Consider the following 17,912-nt stretch of genomic DNA (forward strand, 5'->3'; position numbering starts at 1 on the left):
TTCATAACCGCCTCTTGCATACAGAACTATTGTGTTAATTCAATAGTAATAACTCCATTTTTTATTATTCGACAAAAAATGCAAATTTCCTCTAAAAGATTTCAGTGGCTTATTCCTAATGAAGTAATGTATTACTGCAAAATGGGGTCAGGCAATTGCATCAATATGTCTTTTCAATTTGTGATTTGTTAATATTTTCGATACGGTGCATGGTGACTCCTGGAAGTTTGTAAGTGATTTTATGCAAGTATATTTTTTCGTGAAACATTTTTGTACAACAAGGTTTTTCGAGTATTACCTGCCACACTAAAACTAGGTACAAAAATCACCCAGAGTGATCGAGTAACTTTGGGTGATCTGGTTAATAGATTATAGCAGTCTTAATGTGCTTTCTAATGAAATTTCTTCACTTACTACATTGTTTTCTATAACATATACATGCACATATTGTTCAATACCGATATAATCGTCGTAATGAATGTTCCGTAAAAGATCTTTTAAAGAATTTGTTACGATAATAAAACGTGTTTCTTCCTTTGTGCCTTCAGTGGTAAAATCAACAAGGGGGACATAGAGACAGGAAACTTGTCCTACAATGTTAAATACAAACTTATCGGCAAATTACCCTGTTCCTGCGTCCCTTTTATAAATTGTAAACAAGAACGCTCTATCTATTTATACTTCCTTTTAATTTTCGGGACAATCTCCGGTAGTACTTTCATGAGCTCCATATTATGTTCCAAAAGGTTACTAGTTTTCGGGTTTTCAATCGAACCATAATCAACATTACTTGTTAATTCATCGATATAAGGAATATCCTTTGGATTCGCTGTTGAATAAGCTTCTACCGATTTTTCAAAAATTATTTCATTAAGTCCCCACTCTCGGGAAACTTTATAAATTTCATTTATTAATTTGTTACGCTTCCATTCTTCATATGCTTCATCAAAGTTCACATCACTCGCTACATTCCCAGGTTCTAATTCCTCTTCAACAAACTGCTTAAGTAGCTCTGCTTGATCAAAATCACCCATATTACTTAATTCTTCAATATGTTGATAAATAATACGTAATGTTTCTGCATCCACTGTTTGTTTTCCATTTGTCGAAGTGGCTTTATCCCCGATTAATTGAATAATATAGTACGCATCAATTTTTTGTGTACCAGCTAATTTCGCTTCACCTAAAGGTAATATTGGTAAATCTTCTGGATCATCGTCCCGATTATCATCTCTAGTTACGTTACGATAGGCACCGACATAACGCATCCATTCATGTTCTGTTATACCAAATGCTTCATCTACCCAGGCAAATTCATAATATTGCTGAATCGTATTTAATTGACCGTTTGCCTTTTTAAATGCTTTTACAAAGGTTTCCTTTGCCTCTTTATCTTTTTCCAAGGCTTGCCATGCCGTTGGATCTTGTAATATCTGTATCACTTCTTGTGAGTATTTTACAAATTCATCTACTGCTACAGGATAGGGCTCTACAATTGCTTTACTACTCTTTCCGCCACTTCCATATAAAATTAATGCATCATTAACTGTTTCTTCCGTTATTCTTGGGTACTGGAAGTTGACAATCGTACCAAATTCTTTTTCTTTCCCATAAATTCGGTTTGTGCGTGAATAGGCTTGAATTAATCCTTGTAGTGCAAGTGATCGATCTACATATAACGTGTTAATAAATTTAGAATCATAACCTGTTAGTAACTGATCTGCAACAATAACAAGGTCAATGTTTTTCGGATTCCGACCACTTCCACCGCGTGTTGCACGTTCAACAACGTCTTCATAATATGCATCTTCTCCCCGTCGTTTATCACCGTAAGCATATTCAATTCCAGTGAAAGCTGAATAATCTTTGAACATGGTTTTAATTAATTCTGGGTCGGTAGGTTCTTTATCCGCATCTGTTCCAAAACTAAATGTCATTGCTACGTTAATGGCAATGTCATCTCGTTCAGCTAATTGCTTTTTAAACTCTTCATAATAAGCTATTACTCGATGTTTAAATGCGACTGTTAAAATGGCATTGAAAACCTTATGTTGTGACTGACCTTCCCAGTTGTTTAATATTTCCTCAACTACTCTCGGAATATGTGTCTCATCATGATAAAACAATATTTTACGTTTTTTTGCATCTTTTTCAACTTCTAACTCAGAAAGTTCATATACTTGTCGTTCCAGTTTTCTTTTTGGTGTGTCTGGTTGTTCCGCTAGTTTATATTCCACAATTTGCTCGCGTAATGTATCGTAACTTTCAAACTCTCCGGTATTTATGTAGTCAACATGAAATCCTAATACGTTTTTATCTGCAATTGCTTCATCTATCGTATATTGATGCAATAGTGGTCCAAACAGCTTTTCTGTTGTATCGATGAGTTCACTCTTCTCATTGATCATTCCTTTAATCTTATTCTCGTCAAATAAGGGGGTACCAGTAAAACCATAAAACAAACCATTTTTCTGGAAGTAATTTTTAATGGTTACCATCATGTCACCCATTGTCGTTCGGTGAGCTTCATCAATAATAAAGACGATTTTCTTTTTTGCTAAACTTTCATCCTTCGCTTCAACTAAATCTTTCACAAGATTATTTAATTTAAACGTTGTCGTCACAACGATACCTGTACTAGCAGATGATAATAGTTTACGTAATTTAAATGTGTGTGCTGTATCATCAACGGTTACTGATTCATATTGTGCATATGCTTTGAAATTATCACTCGTACGACTGTCAAGTTCCTTCCGATCCACTAAGAAAACAACGTTATCAAATCCTGCTCTAGTCGATAAAAATAAAGCCGTTTTAAAACTCGTGATTGTCTTACCAGAACCTGTAGTATGCCAAACAAATCCCCCATGAGGTATTTTATCATCATTATCCCACCCAAGTGCAGCACCTTCGACAGCTTGCAGGGCATGTACTTGATAAGAGCGTAATAACATATGTTTACGATTTTCCACTTCTTTTGCTTCATCAATGACTAAATAATCCCCAACCATTTGGTGTGCCATCGGAATCATTAGGAAGTGACCAATGACATCTTCCCAATGATTAATCGGTCGATTATATTTGTCTGCCCAATGAAAAACAAAACTTGGATTAAACGCTTGAATTGACTTTGGTGTTGCAAAGTAACGTGTAGCTACTTCAGATGTCATCACCATCATTTGTGAAAATGCCATGAAATTATTAACATATTCACCATCAGCATAATACCGTTTAAACTGATTAAATGCTTCTTCTAACGATTTGTCTGTACGCTTTTGTTCAATATTAATGAGTGGTAGACCATTAATGAGTAAAACAATATCAAAACGATTTCCGTTCGGTGTTTCTACTTCTCTTGCGATATTATAACTTGAATCTCCACCACGTACTTGCGCTTTTTTAAAGATGGTCAATGTAATTTGTTCGCGTGTAATGTCTGGATGAGAATCTCGATAAATGCCATCAATTTTCCCAGTTGATTGTTCCATTGCTAATAACTTTGCCGCTTCATAACTGTTATCAATTTGCGATACTTTTGCCATCACTTGGGCAAATTCATTTTCTGTTAAAGGAACACTTTCCAAGACATCCGCATTCATTCGGTTCAGTTCCCCACGCCAATGATTGATTAAATCTTGTACAGTAACTTTTTGTTTATTTCCATTAAGAAAATCTGGTGCTTTCCATTTGTATTGTTGTAGTTTAGCAACGAACTTATCTTGAAAAGCTTTCTCAGCTGCATTCTTGCGTCCATTACTCATCTAATAGCCCCCTCTCTATACAAACATTTCTTCTAAATAAGCCTCTTTCATTTCCTTTAGCTTTTCTAGCATACATTTTTCAATTGTAATTTGTTTTTCAAGGTTCGTTAATAATTTTCCTATTTTCTCGATTTCGCACCAATTTATTTCTCCTTGGTCATCCATTGGTACTAAAATACTAGAATTCATTACTACAGGACCACTAAATTTGAAAGACCAATTATAATTATTAGTTAACTTCTTAATAGACTCTAATATAAATGTAGAATGATAAACATTATATTTTTCATTGTATAACACTCGCATGATATTTGAAGTAAAAAAAGAACTTTTTTGTAAAAATATTGCTTCTGGATTGTCTATTGAAAAGGTTATACTTCCTGCTGGAAATAGCTTCATCTTATTACCGTGGTAGTCTAAACTATGTTGATCTATATGCATTAAAATGCCATTGTTTGTTGTTTTTGCAATAACATACGGAACTTCTCCTTCTTGTAACATAGTCTTTGGCAAGCGATTCCCACTTTCAATCGACGAATATAAAGAACCTAATTTGCATACTTTCCACTGTGTAGAACAATCCTTAAATTTTCTTTTTGGAACATTTTCTCCTTCTTGCGGGAACATTTCAGTTAAATAAGCAGACTTTAATGCTTTTACTTTAGTGATTTTCCGCTCTTGATTTGCAATTCTTTTATCTAAAACTTTAAAAAACTCACCTATTTTTTGTTGTTCCTGACTACTGTTAGTTTTTATTATCATGGTTTTATTTAAAATATCAGTATTGATTGAAGGCATTGTTTGACCTACAGCTCGAGAAACTACATCTTGCTTTACCCTTTTCGTTTCTAATAAATAATGAAGATATACACTAGATAATTGTTCTTGAGGCCTTACACGTAACACTCGTCCTGAGAACAACCAACCTTCTTGTACATTTGTTGTTAGCGCATTAATATCTACTGAACCCACCCTAGAAAAAACAATGTCTCCACTTTGTAATTCATACGCATTTAACCTTAAATAATCTTGGTATGAAACTTGTGGAATACCTTCTTTTTCACTAGGGAGATATCCTTCTTTAAAGTGTTCTGTAGTTATAATTGGAATACCATCTTCTACATAATCCTTAGCATGTAAACTACTTCCAAAAGGACCTGTCCTAATATCCGTTAACTCCCCTAAATGCTCAGTTTGCAAAGAATTTATGTTTTCAAATCCCTTAAACCTTCTTTTTGGTACTAATCTTTTTCCTTCCACTATTGTGTCACCACCAATTCTTCAAGCATTGCTTCAAATTGCGCTTCTAGTGATCTACTCTCTTCTTCAATGGTTTCTAACGTACCAGCATATCTTTCCTTTAACTCTTTCAATGTATCCAGTTCATCTTTAAGAGGTACTTCTACAAGTTTTGTGATGATTCGTGTTAATTGACCAAACCATTTTTTATACATAAGTTGATCGATTTCTTCATTCGTTAAGTTTTCAATTCTTTCTTCAACTTGTTCAGTTAATGCTTTTTCATTATCTCTAATTGCTTTGTTTAAAGATGATCTTTCATCCAATAGTTTTCTAACCTTGTCTAATAAAACATATTCATCCGTATCTTTTGCAACTTTCTTTAATTCTGCTTTTACCGCTGATAAAGTAAAGTCATCTTCTCTAGAATTTAATGCATCTCCCAATGCTTCAGCTTCTTCACTTTCTTCTATTTTTGCTACTTCAACGAGTTCATTAATTTCATCATTAATAGCTGCTAAAGCTTCTTTTTGTGTTTCCACATCACGTAGTTCTTCTGTATAGAGCTCCTCTAATATAAGTTCATTCGGTACAATTGCTCCAACCCAACCATCTTGTTCGGTTCGCTTCGTTTTACCAGAACCTTTTGTAACCATATTCGCTTCACGTGTTTTTCCTACTGTATAAAAGTCACTAATAGCAATTTTCTCTATATCTTGGGATAGTATATTTCCCCATAACTCCGCAATAATTTGATAACCATCATACGTATTAACGTGATTAAATTGTTTTAATAGCTTTTTAATTTCCGATAACATTTCTTCTTTTAATGGTTCAATATCATTCACATCAGCTACTGTTTTTAACTTTTCCCAATATGTATCCATATAAGACTCTGTTACTTCTTTTAATGCTTTGATTTTATTTTGTACGTTTTCATGTGTTAACACTTCTTCTGTTAAATCTTTAACTGATTGTGTTAATTCCACATAGCCTGGACGTATCTCAGTAAGCGCATTATATAAAACATCTTTCGTCATCTCATGTAACACTGTTAGTGTATCAATTTGGCTTAATGGGATGCCACCATATAAATGTGCATCTACATCATGGGCAATATCTTCTTCTACCGCTTCAATATAACGTGGGATATTTAAATTATATTCATTTTCTATGATGTCTTTTCTAGCTGCTTTATAACAATACCCCGATTCACTCGTGCGTTCGATATATGTATCGACAATTTTAGCGATATCTTTCTCTTGTAATACGTGTTGCTTTCCTTCTTTTACAAACGATTTGGATGCATCAATCATGAGTACAGGCTCATCTAGCTCTCGGTTCTTTTTCAGAATTATTACCGTTACAGGGATTCCTGTATTTGTAAATAATTTATCTGGCAACCCAATGACTGTATCAATATAGTTTTTATCTAATAATCGTTTACGGATTTCCCCTTCAGCACCACCACGGAATAACACACCATGTGGAAGTACAATTGCCATCGTACCTTCTTGACCTAAATGGAATAAACCGTGTAATAAAAATGCATAATCACCTTTAGAATCTGGTGGTAAAACTCCTGCAACTTCAAATCGTGGGTCGGTTACTTTTAAGTCTTCTTGATTCCAATTTTTAACTGAGTATGGTGGGTTCATCACGACCGCATCAAACTGAACACCCTCATTGGGACGTTCGGGATCTTCAGGCCAATCTTGTCCTAATGTATCGCCATTTTTCACAGTCATTTTTTCCGGTCGAACACCATGTAATAATAGATTCATTCGTGTTAAGTTATAGGTAGCTGTATTCTTTTCTTGTCCATAGTAATGGAGATCTTTTCGGTTATCTTCTTTTAAATGTCGACTAACCGTTAAAAGTAATGATCCCGATCCAACAGTAGGGTCATAAATCGATTTTACCTTCGTAGTTTTAGCAACAATTTGTGCCATGACTTCACTGACTTGACGTGGTGTATAGAACTCTCCAGCTTTTTTACCCGATTCCATCGCAAACTGGCCAATTAAATACTCGTAAGCATCTCCTAACACATCGCCTTTTTGGAGTGCAACCATATTTAAGTCAGCAAATAATTCAATTAATTTACGGATATTTTTACTTCGAGCGTTCAAGTTACTTCCTAACGCAGTGTCTGTTAGATCAATCGTAGAACTAGAAAAAAGGCCTTTAAAGTCATCGATACCTCCAGTTGTAGCTACCGTACGTTCAAAACTTTGTAAGCTCTCTGTTACCTTCTCTAATTCAAATGTGCCTTCACGAATATCTTTCAACCATGTCTGGTATAAGTGTTTAGGTAAAACATAATATCCAAGGACTTTTTGAATCATATTGATGAGATTGTCCCCATAACTTGCATAAGACTCTTCATAAGCTTGGACAATTTCTTCCTCATTCCCTTTAGCACCACTTGTTTTGACAAATGTTTCAAGTGTTTTATCACTAAGGAATTTATAGAACATTAAACCTAACATATAATCTTTATAACGGCTGGCATCCATTGATCCCCTAAGATCATTAGCACCATCCCATAATCTTCTTTTAATATCATCTGATGTAATCATTTCTTTTCCTCCCTGTTTGTACATACATCCTTATTTAAGTGTTTAAGTGTCTAATATATCATTAATGAGAATCTGCCATGAAAATAAAGTCTCTTCTCCTCATTTTAGTCTTTACTTCAAGAAATGGGAAATACCTTGTTCCCAGAAATCTGCTTCGAAAATACAAACGATTTATCGAAGTAGCTAATTTCCCATATATTCCATTTTAAAAATTACACCATGCACATGCAAAGATACTTATGCATCTGGGTGAAATCCAAAAATCGTCAGTGAACGATTGGGATATGCACAAGTAGATATTATTTTAGTATCTACTAAGATCCGGTGCCTGGCACTACCCGAATAATCTCGTTTCACACTAATGTTTCACAAGCAAAACTACTAGAAGCGTAGGGAAATAATCCCTACGCTTCCTCACGAGCCCTAGCTTCTTCTATTTATCTAAGTAGAAGCTCAGTCACTTCCCCACGTCATTATAATCCATTGTATGACAACAAGTATCTAAACAAGGGTGGACTGATGCTACTACAGTTTTACTAAGATTCTGTGCCTGAGCACTAGCCGAAATTCTTGTAGTTTAGCATCAAAATCATCATCAGCAGTTACTTTAAAAATATCTAACGGCTGAAAACTGTCATCCTTTATCGGATCAAACAGAAGAGAAATTTGTTCCTCAAAGGAATCTTTGTTTGCCATTGTGACAAATCACTGTGACTTATCAATTCTTTTAAATTAAACCTTTTTTCTTTAACTCTTCAATCATCTTTAATTCTTCGGCGGTTGGAATTGGAGATTGTACTTCTTGCACTGGAAAGTCAGGTTGATTTAATCCCCAATCATTAAGTAAAACTAACAACTCGTCAGAAATCCGAATATCTCTTTCTCGAATTTCATTTAGCCCCCAATCATTATGTTGCTCAGCAAGGTCAAGTAATAGCTGGACTTTTGATTTCTTGTAACTGTCTTGTTTCTTTTTAAAGTATCCATTACTTGCAATAATGTTCAACTTTTTCTCAAACGGAATCTTATTACCTATATGTTCCACTAACTCTTTTACTTCTTCATCGGAATTGCTTGGAAAATAACTTGATTGCCATTTCTGAGGAAGAATATGCTCTATTTCCCACTTCTCTGGAAGGAGTTCCTCTTGGCTTTGATAAGCAAGAATCTTCAATATCATACGAACAGTATTACGGTGAGCCGTCTTAATCTTCCCTTTTAATTCCTGTTCATCTACTGTAGCAAAATCAAATATTGGCATAGGCGATCTAATAATTTCAGAGTTTAAGTTCAAGATTCCTCGCTTTACAGCATTAATAGTTGGTGTAACGATATACCGCGCCGCCAAAACTGCCAGTAGTTTTTTAAGAAACTTCAAGAAAAGGTCTTCAAAATCTTGCGAATCATGATATTTAAGATAGTAAATGACTACTGGGTACTTCCAAAATTCATTTGGATACGAAGATAACCCATCAAGTACTTTTTTAATTTCAATATTCTTCGACCAGTCTTCACCTTCGATTTCCACACGATTATTAACTACAAGCCATAAGTTAAGCACCGTATTTAGGTTGTTCATCACGTTCTTCTTATATAACTGCTCAAAATTATTCCTTGAGTAGTACTTCCTTATCCCTGGTGTTGTTGTATTTCTATCATTTTCTAACGCTCTCAAATAGAACATATAATAATAAAACAATTTTTGAATACTTTCATTCGCATTTGTAGCTTCATAATCAAGTTGTTGCCACTGTTCAATAAAAATTGCTTTCCCTTCAGAATCCAAGTGATTATAGATCTTTGCTTTAAAAATATATGCATCGGATAAAGCTAGTCCTCTATCGTTCAAAGTTGAAAAGATTGTTAATGCAGTATCTTGTGAATCTGCAGTAATTGGTAATAAAATCGCTTTGTTCAAAACATTTCGGATAAACCAGAAAAACAATTCAGGCTCATTTGAAGCATAATTCTCTATTAGCTCTGTAAATAATTTGTAGTTTATCGAATAGTTATCTTTCGCACCTTCTTCAATAGTGCCACTGATAAGAATGTTGGCGAAGGTTTTGTTTCCCTCATCCCCCATCACCCTGGATTCAATAAGTGTTTTTTCGTAATCAACCTCAGCAGTTAATTCATCCTGTTCCCACAATGCCGATTCAATTTGTCCCTTAAAATTTTTCACTTCTTTTGTTTCTGTCATTGAATTAAGCTTTGAGTAAAGCGCTCGAAGCAATAAAAACAAAGAAGTGATGCGCTGTTGACCATCTATAATTTCCTGTTCATTGTTCTCATTTTCGTAAGAAACAATGGTTCCCAGAAAGTAAGTGCTTTCATTGTTGTTTTCCGTGTACTCTACTAAATCATCAAAGAGCGTTTGAATTTGTTCATCAGACCAAGCATATGGACGTTGATACTCAGGAATAATAAATCTATTCACTTTACCTGTTTCTAATAACTGTTTGACACTCTGTTTGTTCACTTCAATTGTTGTAGCCATTGTCTATTCTCCTTTCTGTAACCTATTGTTTTGCATCTAGCTATTCTTTGATTATCACTTATTGAAATTAATTTGGATAGTGTTTTCACAAGTTTGTGGACACCTTCATCACATGCTGCTTTGTCACTACATACCTAGAAAACTTAATTCCATTACTCGCTTCAGTTGCATATGACAAACTCACTAGCTTTATTTTTTAATACTATACACTCTGCATATTTTACCCCAAACACAAGAACGTTCGCTACTTGATTCCCCTCTGAGCATTAGAGTACATGTTAATTTTATTCAATATCCTAGCTAAATCATTAGGTAAGTCACGTAGCCTATTACAACTTCTCTTGTAATTAACTGGTGAAATTAACACGTTTATATTACGATAATAGTATGAATTTTTGTGATTATTTTAAGGAAAGAATCTATCTAATGAAGCCGTTTAGAAAATAGTTTGAACATTCCTAAACCAAGCAATAAATTTACCTAAAATTAAATGGTATCGGAGGACATTAATTTGGAAAAAACAGCTAAACCCAAATTAAACTTTAATACAGCATTAGAGACATCACTCAAAATCCCCGGAATAAGAGTTGACCGCACTACCTTTCTAACAAAGCGATTTTCTGAACGGGTTAGTTCGTCTACATTAGAAAAGATTATTAAAGATGGCCCTTATAGTGCTGGAATAAGTAAAAATGAAATAGATAACATTGCTAAATCATTAATACAAAAAAGAACAATAACTAGTTCTACACAATCCTTTGCAGCAGGTCTCCCTGGTGGAATCGCTATGGCAGGTACGATTCCTGCTGATATGCTGCAATTCTTCGGTACTGCCCTAAAATTAGCGCAAGAGTTGGCCTATCTATATGGACATAAAGATTTATGGCTTGAGGAACATTTAGATACTGAAAAGGCTAGAGATCATTTAATTCTATATCTGGGAGTAATGTTTGGTGTAAGTGGTTCAACTTCCGCAATCAAATTCGTTTCTTCCGGTCTTGCTAGTACGATTGCCAAAAAACTACCACAGAAAGCTTTAACCCAAACTATATATTATCCGATAATTAAAAAAGTTGCTGCTATGATTGGAATAAAAGTAAACAAAGATATCTTTGCAAAAAGCGTATCAAAACTTGTACCTGTTATAGGTGGACTTGTATCAGGAACCATAACGTATTCAACTATGAAACCTATGGGAAAAAGATTATCAACAGCATTATCCGAATCTCTTGATTTATCCAAAGAGGATATCATTAAAGAATACAGAAATATGAAAACAGAGTTCCCTGATATTATTGATATTGATTTTGAGGAAATCGTTGAGGAAGGCCATAACTAGACTTTTGAAAAGACATCGGGACGGTTCTATTTTGGGTCATTCGGAAGTTTTGCCAATAGGAAGAGGACTATATTGATATAAAGACATGGGGACGGTTCTCTCATGTCCCATTCGGGAGTCGAAGTAAAAGGGAATATATTACTTTTAATATAATTGATTCACTATGGCTGGAAATTTATATGTCATGGCATTGGCAGCTTTTTATTTTATATTTTTTGTAGGCTGGATGGCGATGAAAAATATGTATTTATGTGGGACAGACGAACCGTCCCCATGTTTCTTTTTGTTTTGGCTGCGGTCTGCAGTATTCATGTACCGTTTTTTGGAACATTAAATGGCATTCCGTTATAGGCAAGAGTTGCATTTGTACCACGATAGTCCTTTTCAATCAGAATAAGCAGCTCACCTCTAGACGATATTGTTACGGATGACCAATCTACTTATAAACGTTTAAAAGAATCATGTAATCAACTGATATAGGTGGAAACGGAAGCTATGGCAATGCAGTTCGTAAATACTACACATTCATAAATCAAAAAGATTTCCCTACTCTCGCAAAGTATGAACGTCAAATGAAATTGTGAGGTTTTAGTTACGTTAACTACGCCTGACCTTTATCAAAAATGAGTTAATCCTATTAATAAAAACGCCTCTGAAAGATTTCTAATTTTTCAGAGGCTGCTATTGATTTTAAATCAAAAATCCCTTCCTGTTCCCAACAAAACACTCGCAAACATTATAATATCAACATTTGCGAGTGTTTTGATCAACTGGTCGACGCAAAATAGATTAATAGTGATTGTATTTATTAGATTTTGTACCATTTAACAAAACAAAGGAAGCAATAAAACTGTCTCTTGCATTGTTATTCAAACTCTGGTGCTACACGTTTTTGTGTCGCTTGTTCATAAGAATAAGCTAATTCGATTAATTTCGGTTCACTATAAGCCATTGCAGTGAATGTGACCCCGACAGGCATACCTGTATCGGCATAGCCAGCAGGGACTGTAATCGAAGGATACCCAGCTTTAGCTGGCATTCCAGCTCCGCGGTTATTGATGAATAATAAGGCATCGAGGTTGTTTTCCTTCATTGCCACATCAATACCCTCTGTTGCGTTTAAGCGGTAATCTGTTGCACGGTGCTCTAGATACGTTGGATCGTTTGGATCATCACTCATTTGATATTGAGAGCGCTCAAGCTGTGTTTGCCCATAACGCATTCGAACCGTAGGATCTTGTTTGTTAAATTCAATAATATCTTCTAATGTTTTAACAGGTACATCGTCAGATACTTTACTTAAATATTTATTTAGATCATGCTTGAAATCATGTGATAAAACAATCGAACTGAAGTTGTTCCGAGGAATCGTTACCTCTTCAATGATCGCACCTTGTGCTTTCATTGTTTCAATGGCCTCGTCAAAAATTCTCCGCTGCTCTCTAGTGGCAGCTGATGTAGCAGTTGCAAAGCTGTAATCCACACCAATTCGAGCTCCCTTCAAACCATCTTTCTTTAAGTGCTTCGTATAATCTGTTAAAGCTTTCCCTTCGCTTGTTTTTGTAATAGGATCTGACTCATCAACTCCTGTTAGAACACCCAGTGCAATCGCAGCATCTGTTACTGTACGAGTCATTGGCCCTGCAGTGTCCTGTGTACTGGAAAGCGGAATGATTCCCGTGCGGCTGATTAAGCCAACCGTTGGCTTAATTCCTACAATTGAGTTTGCACTTGCTGGACTAAGAATGGAGCCAGATGTTTCTGTTCCAATTCCTACAACAGCTAAATTGGCTGCAATCCCAACCCCAGTACCAGAGCTTGAGCCACCCACACTACCAGCAGCAAATACATCTGGTCCATATGGGTGAAGAACCTGACCCCCTAATCCACTATACCCACTTGGCGCCCCAGATGTCATAAAATATGCCCACTCGCTCATGTTCGCTTTGCCTAGAATAATCGCACCAGCGTCTCTTAACTGCTTCGCCACGTACGAATCTTCAGCTGCGTAATTGTCCTTTAAGGCAATTGCTCCAGCTGTTGTCGGCATATTATCTTTTGTATCAACATTATCTTTTAAAATAACGGGTATTCCATGTAAAGGGCCTTGATTTCCTTTTCCTCGCACTTTATCCATTTCTGCTGCAATTTTTAGCGCATCTGGATTTATGGATAAGATAGAGTTAAGCCTTGGTCCATTTTTATCGATTTCTTCTATACGGTCTAAATACATCTGAACTAATTCAACGGAAGTAATTTGATTTCTTTGTAAGGCTTTTTGAATGTCTACAATCGTTGCCTCTTCAATTTCAAAAGGTGCAACCCCCGTAGCCTTTGCTGCAGTTGGATTTTTTGAAACTGCCTTAGCAGCTTTTCCGCTTGCTTTGTTATTTAACCCATTGGCTGAATTCCCTGCTGCAAACACATTACTTACAGGTAACAAGAATGCTAGCATCATAATCAAGAATATTGCTAGAACCGACTTTCTTCCCCTCATCTTTCTTCCTCCCTATTTTGAATTGTATACAAGCCAATCTTAAATTTCGGGACACTAAAATACAATCGATTTGTTAGGTAACCTTCCATAGAACATTGTGAAGAAGCAATGAGCAATTAATGGCAGTCTTCATTTGTTTAGCAAAATAGGAAGAAATCGGAGAACTAAACAGCCCCCCCTTTAGACAATAGAAATAATAAAAAGTAAAAAAACACCCCACAAACATTGGCGTATCAACATTTGTGAGTGTTCTAGCGTTTCTTAAATTAACTCGTTTTAACCTAAAGATACCGGTTGTCGGGGTCAAACTGACACTCCGTAATTTTCGGTACGCTCCTTCTTACCAGAAAATATCCCCTATAGTCGGAAGTTGTAAATTAATTATTTTCCTTACTTCCTCCGTAAGGTCCTCTGTTCCGTTTACAACCACCTTTTCAATGAACGTATTACGATATCCTGTTTCTCGTTTTATATTTTGTATGTAATCGTATGCACTTCTAGAGAGATCACTCTTATTTCTAATCAAAATATAGCCACAAGAATAGATACTTGTTTCTTCAATTCTAATACGTACTTCTAGGGGAACCATCACGACTATCACCTCTTTTCCCATCCATCAACCCTATTATAGAACATACGTTTGAAATTAACACATAAAAAAAGCAGGAAGTTTACTCTCCCTCCCCTTTCCATCCGGTTTCAATAGATATTCTGCTTAGTTCTCAGCGATCCCGGTGTTTTACACAGGTCTGGTTATATTCTGGCAATATTACTATTCCGATAGTATAACAGATCGCTTATTACTTCTAAATATACACTGTGATTCTTAATCTAAATATCATGTCATTTGTAGTAATTCTATATTTTATAATTTTAATGCCTAAGCTCTCCAGAAAAATGGGGTCTGTCCCCATTGAAGTAACGCGATACTCCACCGGGGGACTGAACCCCAAATTTCGTTACCCCTTTTTTAGGTGGTTATTTCTTAGTGAATTATTTAAGGGGGACGGTATCTACAGGTTTTACCTTATGCTAGGAAATTGTATTATTTGGTCCCTCTGTGGGTAGGAAAATACCTGTTTGACTAACGATCATTTGTTACTTTTTCCCGCCTGCACTTCAATGTGGAAAGTGTACCCTCTCCACATGCTATACTCACCCGTAACGACACGAATCTTCCATACAGGGTTAATCCCCTTTGATACGTTCGCTGCAATCTCGACTTCTTGGTTGAACATTTCTCTTGCAACCGTATTCCCTACATTTGCTTGTTGAACAATCGTTGTCATGTAAGCTTTGTCGTTGAACTCAACGATAAACGCATGTTCTTCTTCGTACTTATGAACCTTAGCACGACCTGAATATTGTTGCTCAATGTACATCAGATCCTGAATTATTGCTTCCTCTTTTGCTTGGCGTTCAGCTTCTGCCTTCTTCTCAGCCTCTTCTTTTGCTTTTTGTTCAGCTTCTAGTTTGGCTTGTTGTTCAGACTCAATCTTTTCAAGTTGTTCTTGCTTTACCTTCTCTTCTGGTGTTGGTTTTTCGAACTCGATAATTGCTATAATGATAATCACGGTCACTACAAAAATCCCAACCCCTTTTCCAATCGTTTTGAAACCTTGCTTGAACTCACCTCTAAGAACTTGCTTTAGTCCACCGTACCCAACCACTATCCCTCCTATGGCGACACCTATAATTAATAGTCCAATTAATAAATTCAAAAATAGCCCACCTCCGAGCTTTGTGTTATTTTAATTTCACGAGTTACCCTTTTAAGGTTACCTTTCTTTTGTGATGTTATTTTGTAAATAATCGTATAAACACTTTTCGTTTCTTCCTCACTTTCAGTCATACATTGGTCCAACACGTTCATAGCCTCGTCAAAATTCTCAAAGCCCTCACCGGTCCATTCATCACTGTAAACCCATTCGTTATCATACGTTCCCCAAACGACATCATACTGTTCTTTCCTAATCTTAGGTTCTTCGATTTCTTGATTATTTGGTTTTACCTCTACATATTGTTCAATATCTGTTGAACTGCAACCTAATAACACACCTGTGGCTAAAGTGTTTAATAATACTTTTTTCATGTATTCATCTCCCTTTTTCATTTATTTTGCATATATATTGAATTGAGGAAAACCATACACTAAGTAACGCTCAATAATACTAAGTCATGAGTGCTCACTATAATAGGTTCTTGGTTTCCCTTACAACAAAGTATTTAACACTATTTGGGGGAACCTCACTTAAAAACACTAATTCAAATTTTTTTGAGTAGGTCACTGGATAATCTTATTTGTAACAATTTTGTTCAGGATAGAATTAAATAGGGCACTATAAAACAATTAAAGCCTTTTATAGAAATAAGACATGGGGACGGTTTCAGGTTCCATTCGGGGTCGAAGTAAAGGGGGTGAAAGAGTATGGCTTTCAGCAATTTTTTAATACTTATTACTTCTAATATAAATAATTCACTGTGGCTAATGATTTAAATGTCATGGCATTGGTAGTAATTCTTTATTTTATAAACTTTTTGGCTGGATAGTGATGAAAAATATATTTTTATGTGGGACAGACCGTCCCCTTGTTTCAGGCTATATACTGTCCAAGATCCCGCTTAAAATCCATTACCATTTTTACTTTTTATAGTTTGGAGGTATTAGAGAAAAAAGGTCAGATCCCACTGAAGTAACACTTCACCACCGTGGGATTGACCCCAACCTTATTTGAGAATCTTTTATTTGCAAAAGCGCGTAAAAAAAGAAAATCAGTTTCAACACCAACACCGATTACTCTCTCCAAAGTAGCTTTTTCGCTTGGTTTTTATATTAAAAAAACACCAACAAATGTTGGTTTAAGCAACATTCGTGAGTGTTTGAGGAAATTTACATATATACCATTCCTAATAAATTAACGTATCCTTTATTTTCCACTTAACTGTTATCGCTTCTTCATCAGAGAAGTGGAGGTCTTCAGTCATATTTTGTATTCGAACTAGAAATTCTTTCTCAATTCCTTCAACCTTAATTCCAATTAAATAGGAAGTGCCAGTATAGTTAATATATGCGACATTACCTGTTAGGTAATTATATTTTTCGGAATCTATGTCCTTGTCAACCAGTACTTCTATTGACTCAGGTCGAATCATTACTTTTGATGGGTTACTATTATTATCATTGGCAATTACTTTAATCTTATGGCCACCAAGTATTGTAATTTCCATTGTTTCACTACTCGTACCCAAATCAGTATTAGCAATTGGAAGCAGATTTGATTCACCTATAAAATTAGCCACAAAAGGATCAACTGGTTTTTTATACACTTCCTTCGGAGTTCCTAACTGGACTATGTTTCCACCGTTCATAACGGCTATTCGATCCCCTAATAACATGGCTTCTTCTTGATCATGCGTAACAAATACACCAGTAAATTTATATTCCTTTTGTAACAAACGAATTTCTATACCTAGCGCTTGTCTAAGCTTAGCATCTAGATTACTTAAAGGCTCATCAAAAAGAACTAACTTTGGTTTTAAGACCAATGTTCGAGCTAAAGCAACACGTTGTTGTTGACCACCGGATAGCTGAGCTGGAAAGCGATCCTCAAATTCTGCCAATTGAACAGAGGCAAGACTAGCACGAACTCGATCTCCTATTTCCGATTTAGGGACACCGTGTCGACGCAAACCAAACGCTACATTATCAAACACACTTAAATGAGGAAATAAAGCATAGTTTTGAAAGACAAGCCCAACATCCCGCTTATGAGGTGCCACTTTTGTTAACTCTTTATCTTCAAGCATGATTGAACCTGATGTTGGAGTCTGCATTCCAGCAATCATACTGAGTGTTGTTGATTTTCCACATCCACTTGGCCCCAGCAAACAAAGCATTTCTCCACTCTCTACAGTTAAATTTAATTTATTAACGACGACTTTACTTCCAAATTTCTTATAAATATCCTTTAATTGCAACTCAGTCAATGTGACACCT

10 protein-coding genes are annotated in these 17,912 nt (G+C 35.6%); 1 reads left to right on the plus strand and 9 read right to left on the minus strand.

What is annotated here, in order from left to right; translation table 11 throughout:
* Positions 1-671 precede the first annotated feature (671 nt).
* The 4 genes from H0185_RS18615 to H0185_RS18630 all read right to left on the minus strand — a co-directional run bounded on the left by H0185_RS18615 (position 672) and on the right by H0185_RS18630 (position 10,079).
* On the minus strand, positions 672-3,761 hold the full coding sequence (locus tag H0185_RS18615) for a type I restriction endonuclease subunit R (RefSeq protein WP_221874994.1): 3,090 nt from the start codon (positions 3,759-3,761) through the stop codon (positions 672-674).
* 15 nt (positions 3,762-3,776) lie between these two features.
* Positions 3,777-5,021, minus strand: coding sequence for a restriction endonuclease subunit S (locus tag H0185_RS18620; RefSeq protein ID WP_221874995.1), 1,245 nt, complete (start codon positions 5,019-5,021; stop codon positions 3,777-3,779).
* Positions 5,021-7,582, minus strand: a complete 2,562-nt coding sequence (locus tag H0185_RS18625) for a type I restriction-modification system subunit M (protein WP_221874996.1) — start codon at positions 7,580-7,582, stop codon at positions 5,021-5,023. The genes H0185_RS18620 and H0185_RS18625 overlap by 1 nt, the downstream gene beginning before the upstream one ends.
* Positions 7,583-8,309: 727 nt before the next feature.
* Positions 8,310-10,079 (minus strand): DUF262 domain-containing protein, encoded by a 1,770-nt coding sequence (locus H0185_RS18630; RefSeq protein WP_221874997.1) that lies wholly within the window; start codon positions 10,077-10,079, stop codon positions 8,310-8,312.
* 511 nt (positions 10,080-10,590) lie between these two features.
* Between H0185_RS18630 and H0185_RS18635 the strand changes: the two genes are divergently transcribed.
* Positions 10,591-11,418, plus strand: coding sequence for a bacteriochlorophyll 4-vinyl reductase (locus tag H0185_RS18635; RefSeq protein WP_221874998.1), 828 nt, complete (start codon positions 10,591-10,593; stop codon positions 11,416-11,418).
* Between the two features lie 865 nt (positions 11,419-12,283).
* Here H0185_RS18635 and H0185_RS18640 read toward each other — a convergent pair.
* The 5 genes from H0185_RS18640 to H0185_RS18660 all read right to left on the minus strand — a co-directional run bounded on the left by H0185_RS18640 (position 12,284) and on the right by H0185_RS18660 (position 17,902).
* Entirely contained in the window at positions 12,284-13,915 is a 1,632-nt protein-coding gene (locus H0185_RS18640) for an amidase family protein (RefSeq protein ID WP_246629284.1), read from the minus strand.
* 340 nt (positions 13,916-14,255) lie between these two features.
* The gene (locus H0185_RS18645) at positions 14,256-14,507 is read right to left on the minus strand and encodes a hypothetical protein (protein ID WP_221874999.1); all 252 of its coding nucleotides are present in this window, start codon (positions 14,505-14,507) and stop codon (positions 14,256-14,258) included.
* Between the two features lie 499 nt (positions 14,508-15,006).
* The gene (locus tag H0185_RS18650) at positions 15,007-15,636 is read right to left on the minus strand and encodes a hypothetical protein (RefSeq protein ID WP_221875000.1); all 630 of its coding nucleotides are present in this window, start codon (positions 15,634-15,636) and stop codon (positions 15,007-15,009) included.
* A complete protein-coding gene (locus tag H0185_RS18655) occupies positions 15,633-16,007 on the minus strand; it encodes a hypothetical protein (protein WP_221875001.1) in 375 nt (124 codons plus the stop codon). The genes H0185_RS18650 and H0185_RS18655 overlap by 4 nt, the downstream gene beginning before the upstream one ends.
* An 815-nt stretch (positions 16,008-16,822) precedes the next feature.
* Complete coding sequence (locus H0185_RS18660; protein WP_221875002.1) at positions 16,823-17,902, minus strand: ABC transporter ATP-binding protein; 1,080 nt, start codon at positions 17,900-17,902, stop codon at positions 16,823-16,825.
* Between the last annotated feature and the right edge of the window lie 10 nt (positions 17,903-17,912).

It is taken from the genome of Mesobacillus maritimus (assembly GCF_019749255.1).
GTDB classification, from domain to species: Bacteria; Bacillota; Bacilli; order Bacillales; family Cytobacillaceae; genus Mesobacillus_B; species Mesobacillus_B maritimus_A.

Coding starts and splice junctions, on each gene's coding strand:
- H0185_RS18640 (WP_246629284.1), bottom strand. CDS start 13,915: ATGAGGGGAAGAAAGTCGGTTCTAGCAATATTCTTGATTATGATGCTA.
- H0185_RS18615 (WP_221874994.1), bottom strand. CDS start 3,761: ATGAGTAATGGACGCAAGAATGCAGCTGAGAAAGCTTTTCAAGATAAG.
- H0185_RS18655 (WP_221875001.1), bottom strand. CDS start 16,007: ATGAAAAAAGTATTATTAAACACTTTAGCCACAGGTGTGTTATTAGGT.
- H0185_RS18625 (WP_221874996.1), bottom strand. CDS start 7,582: ATGATTACATCAGATGATATTAAAAGAAGATTATGGGATGGTGCTAAT.
- H0185_RS18630 (WP_221874997.1), bottom strand. CDS start 10,079: ATGGCTACAACAATTGAAGTGAACAAACAGAGTGTCAAACAGTTATTA.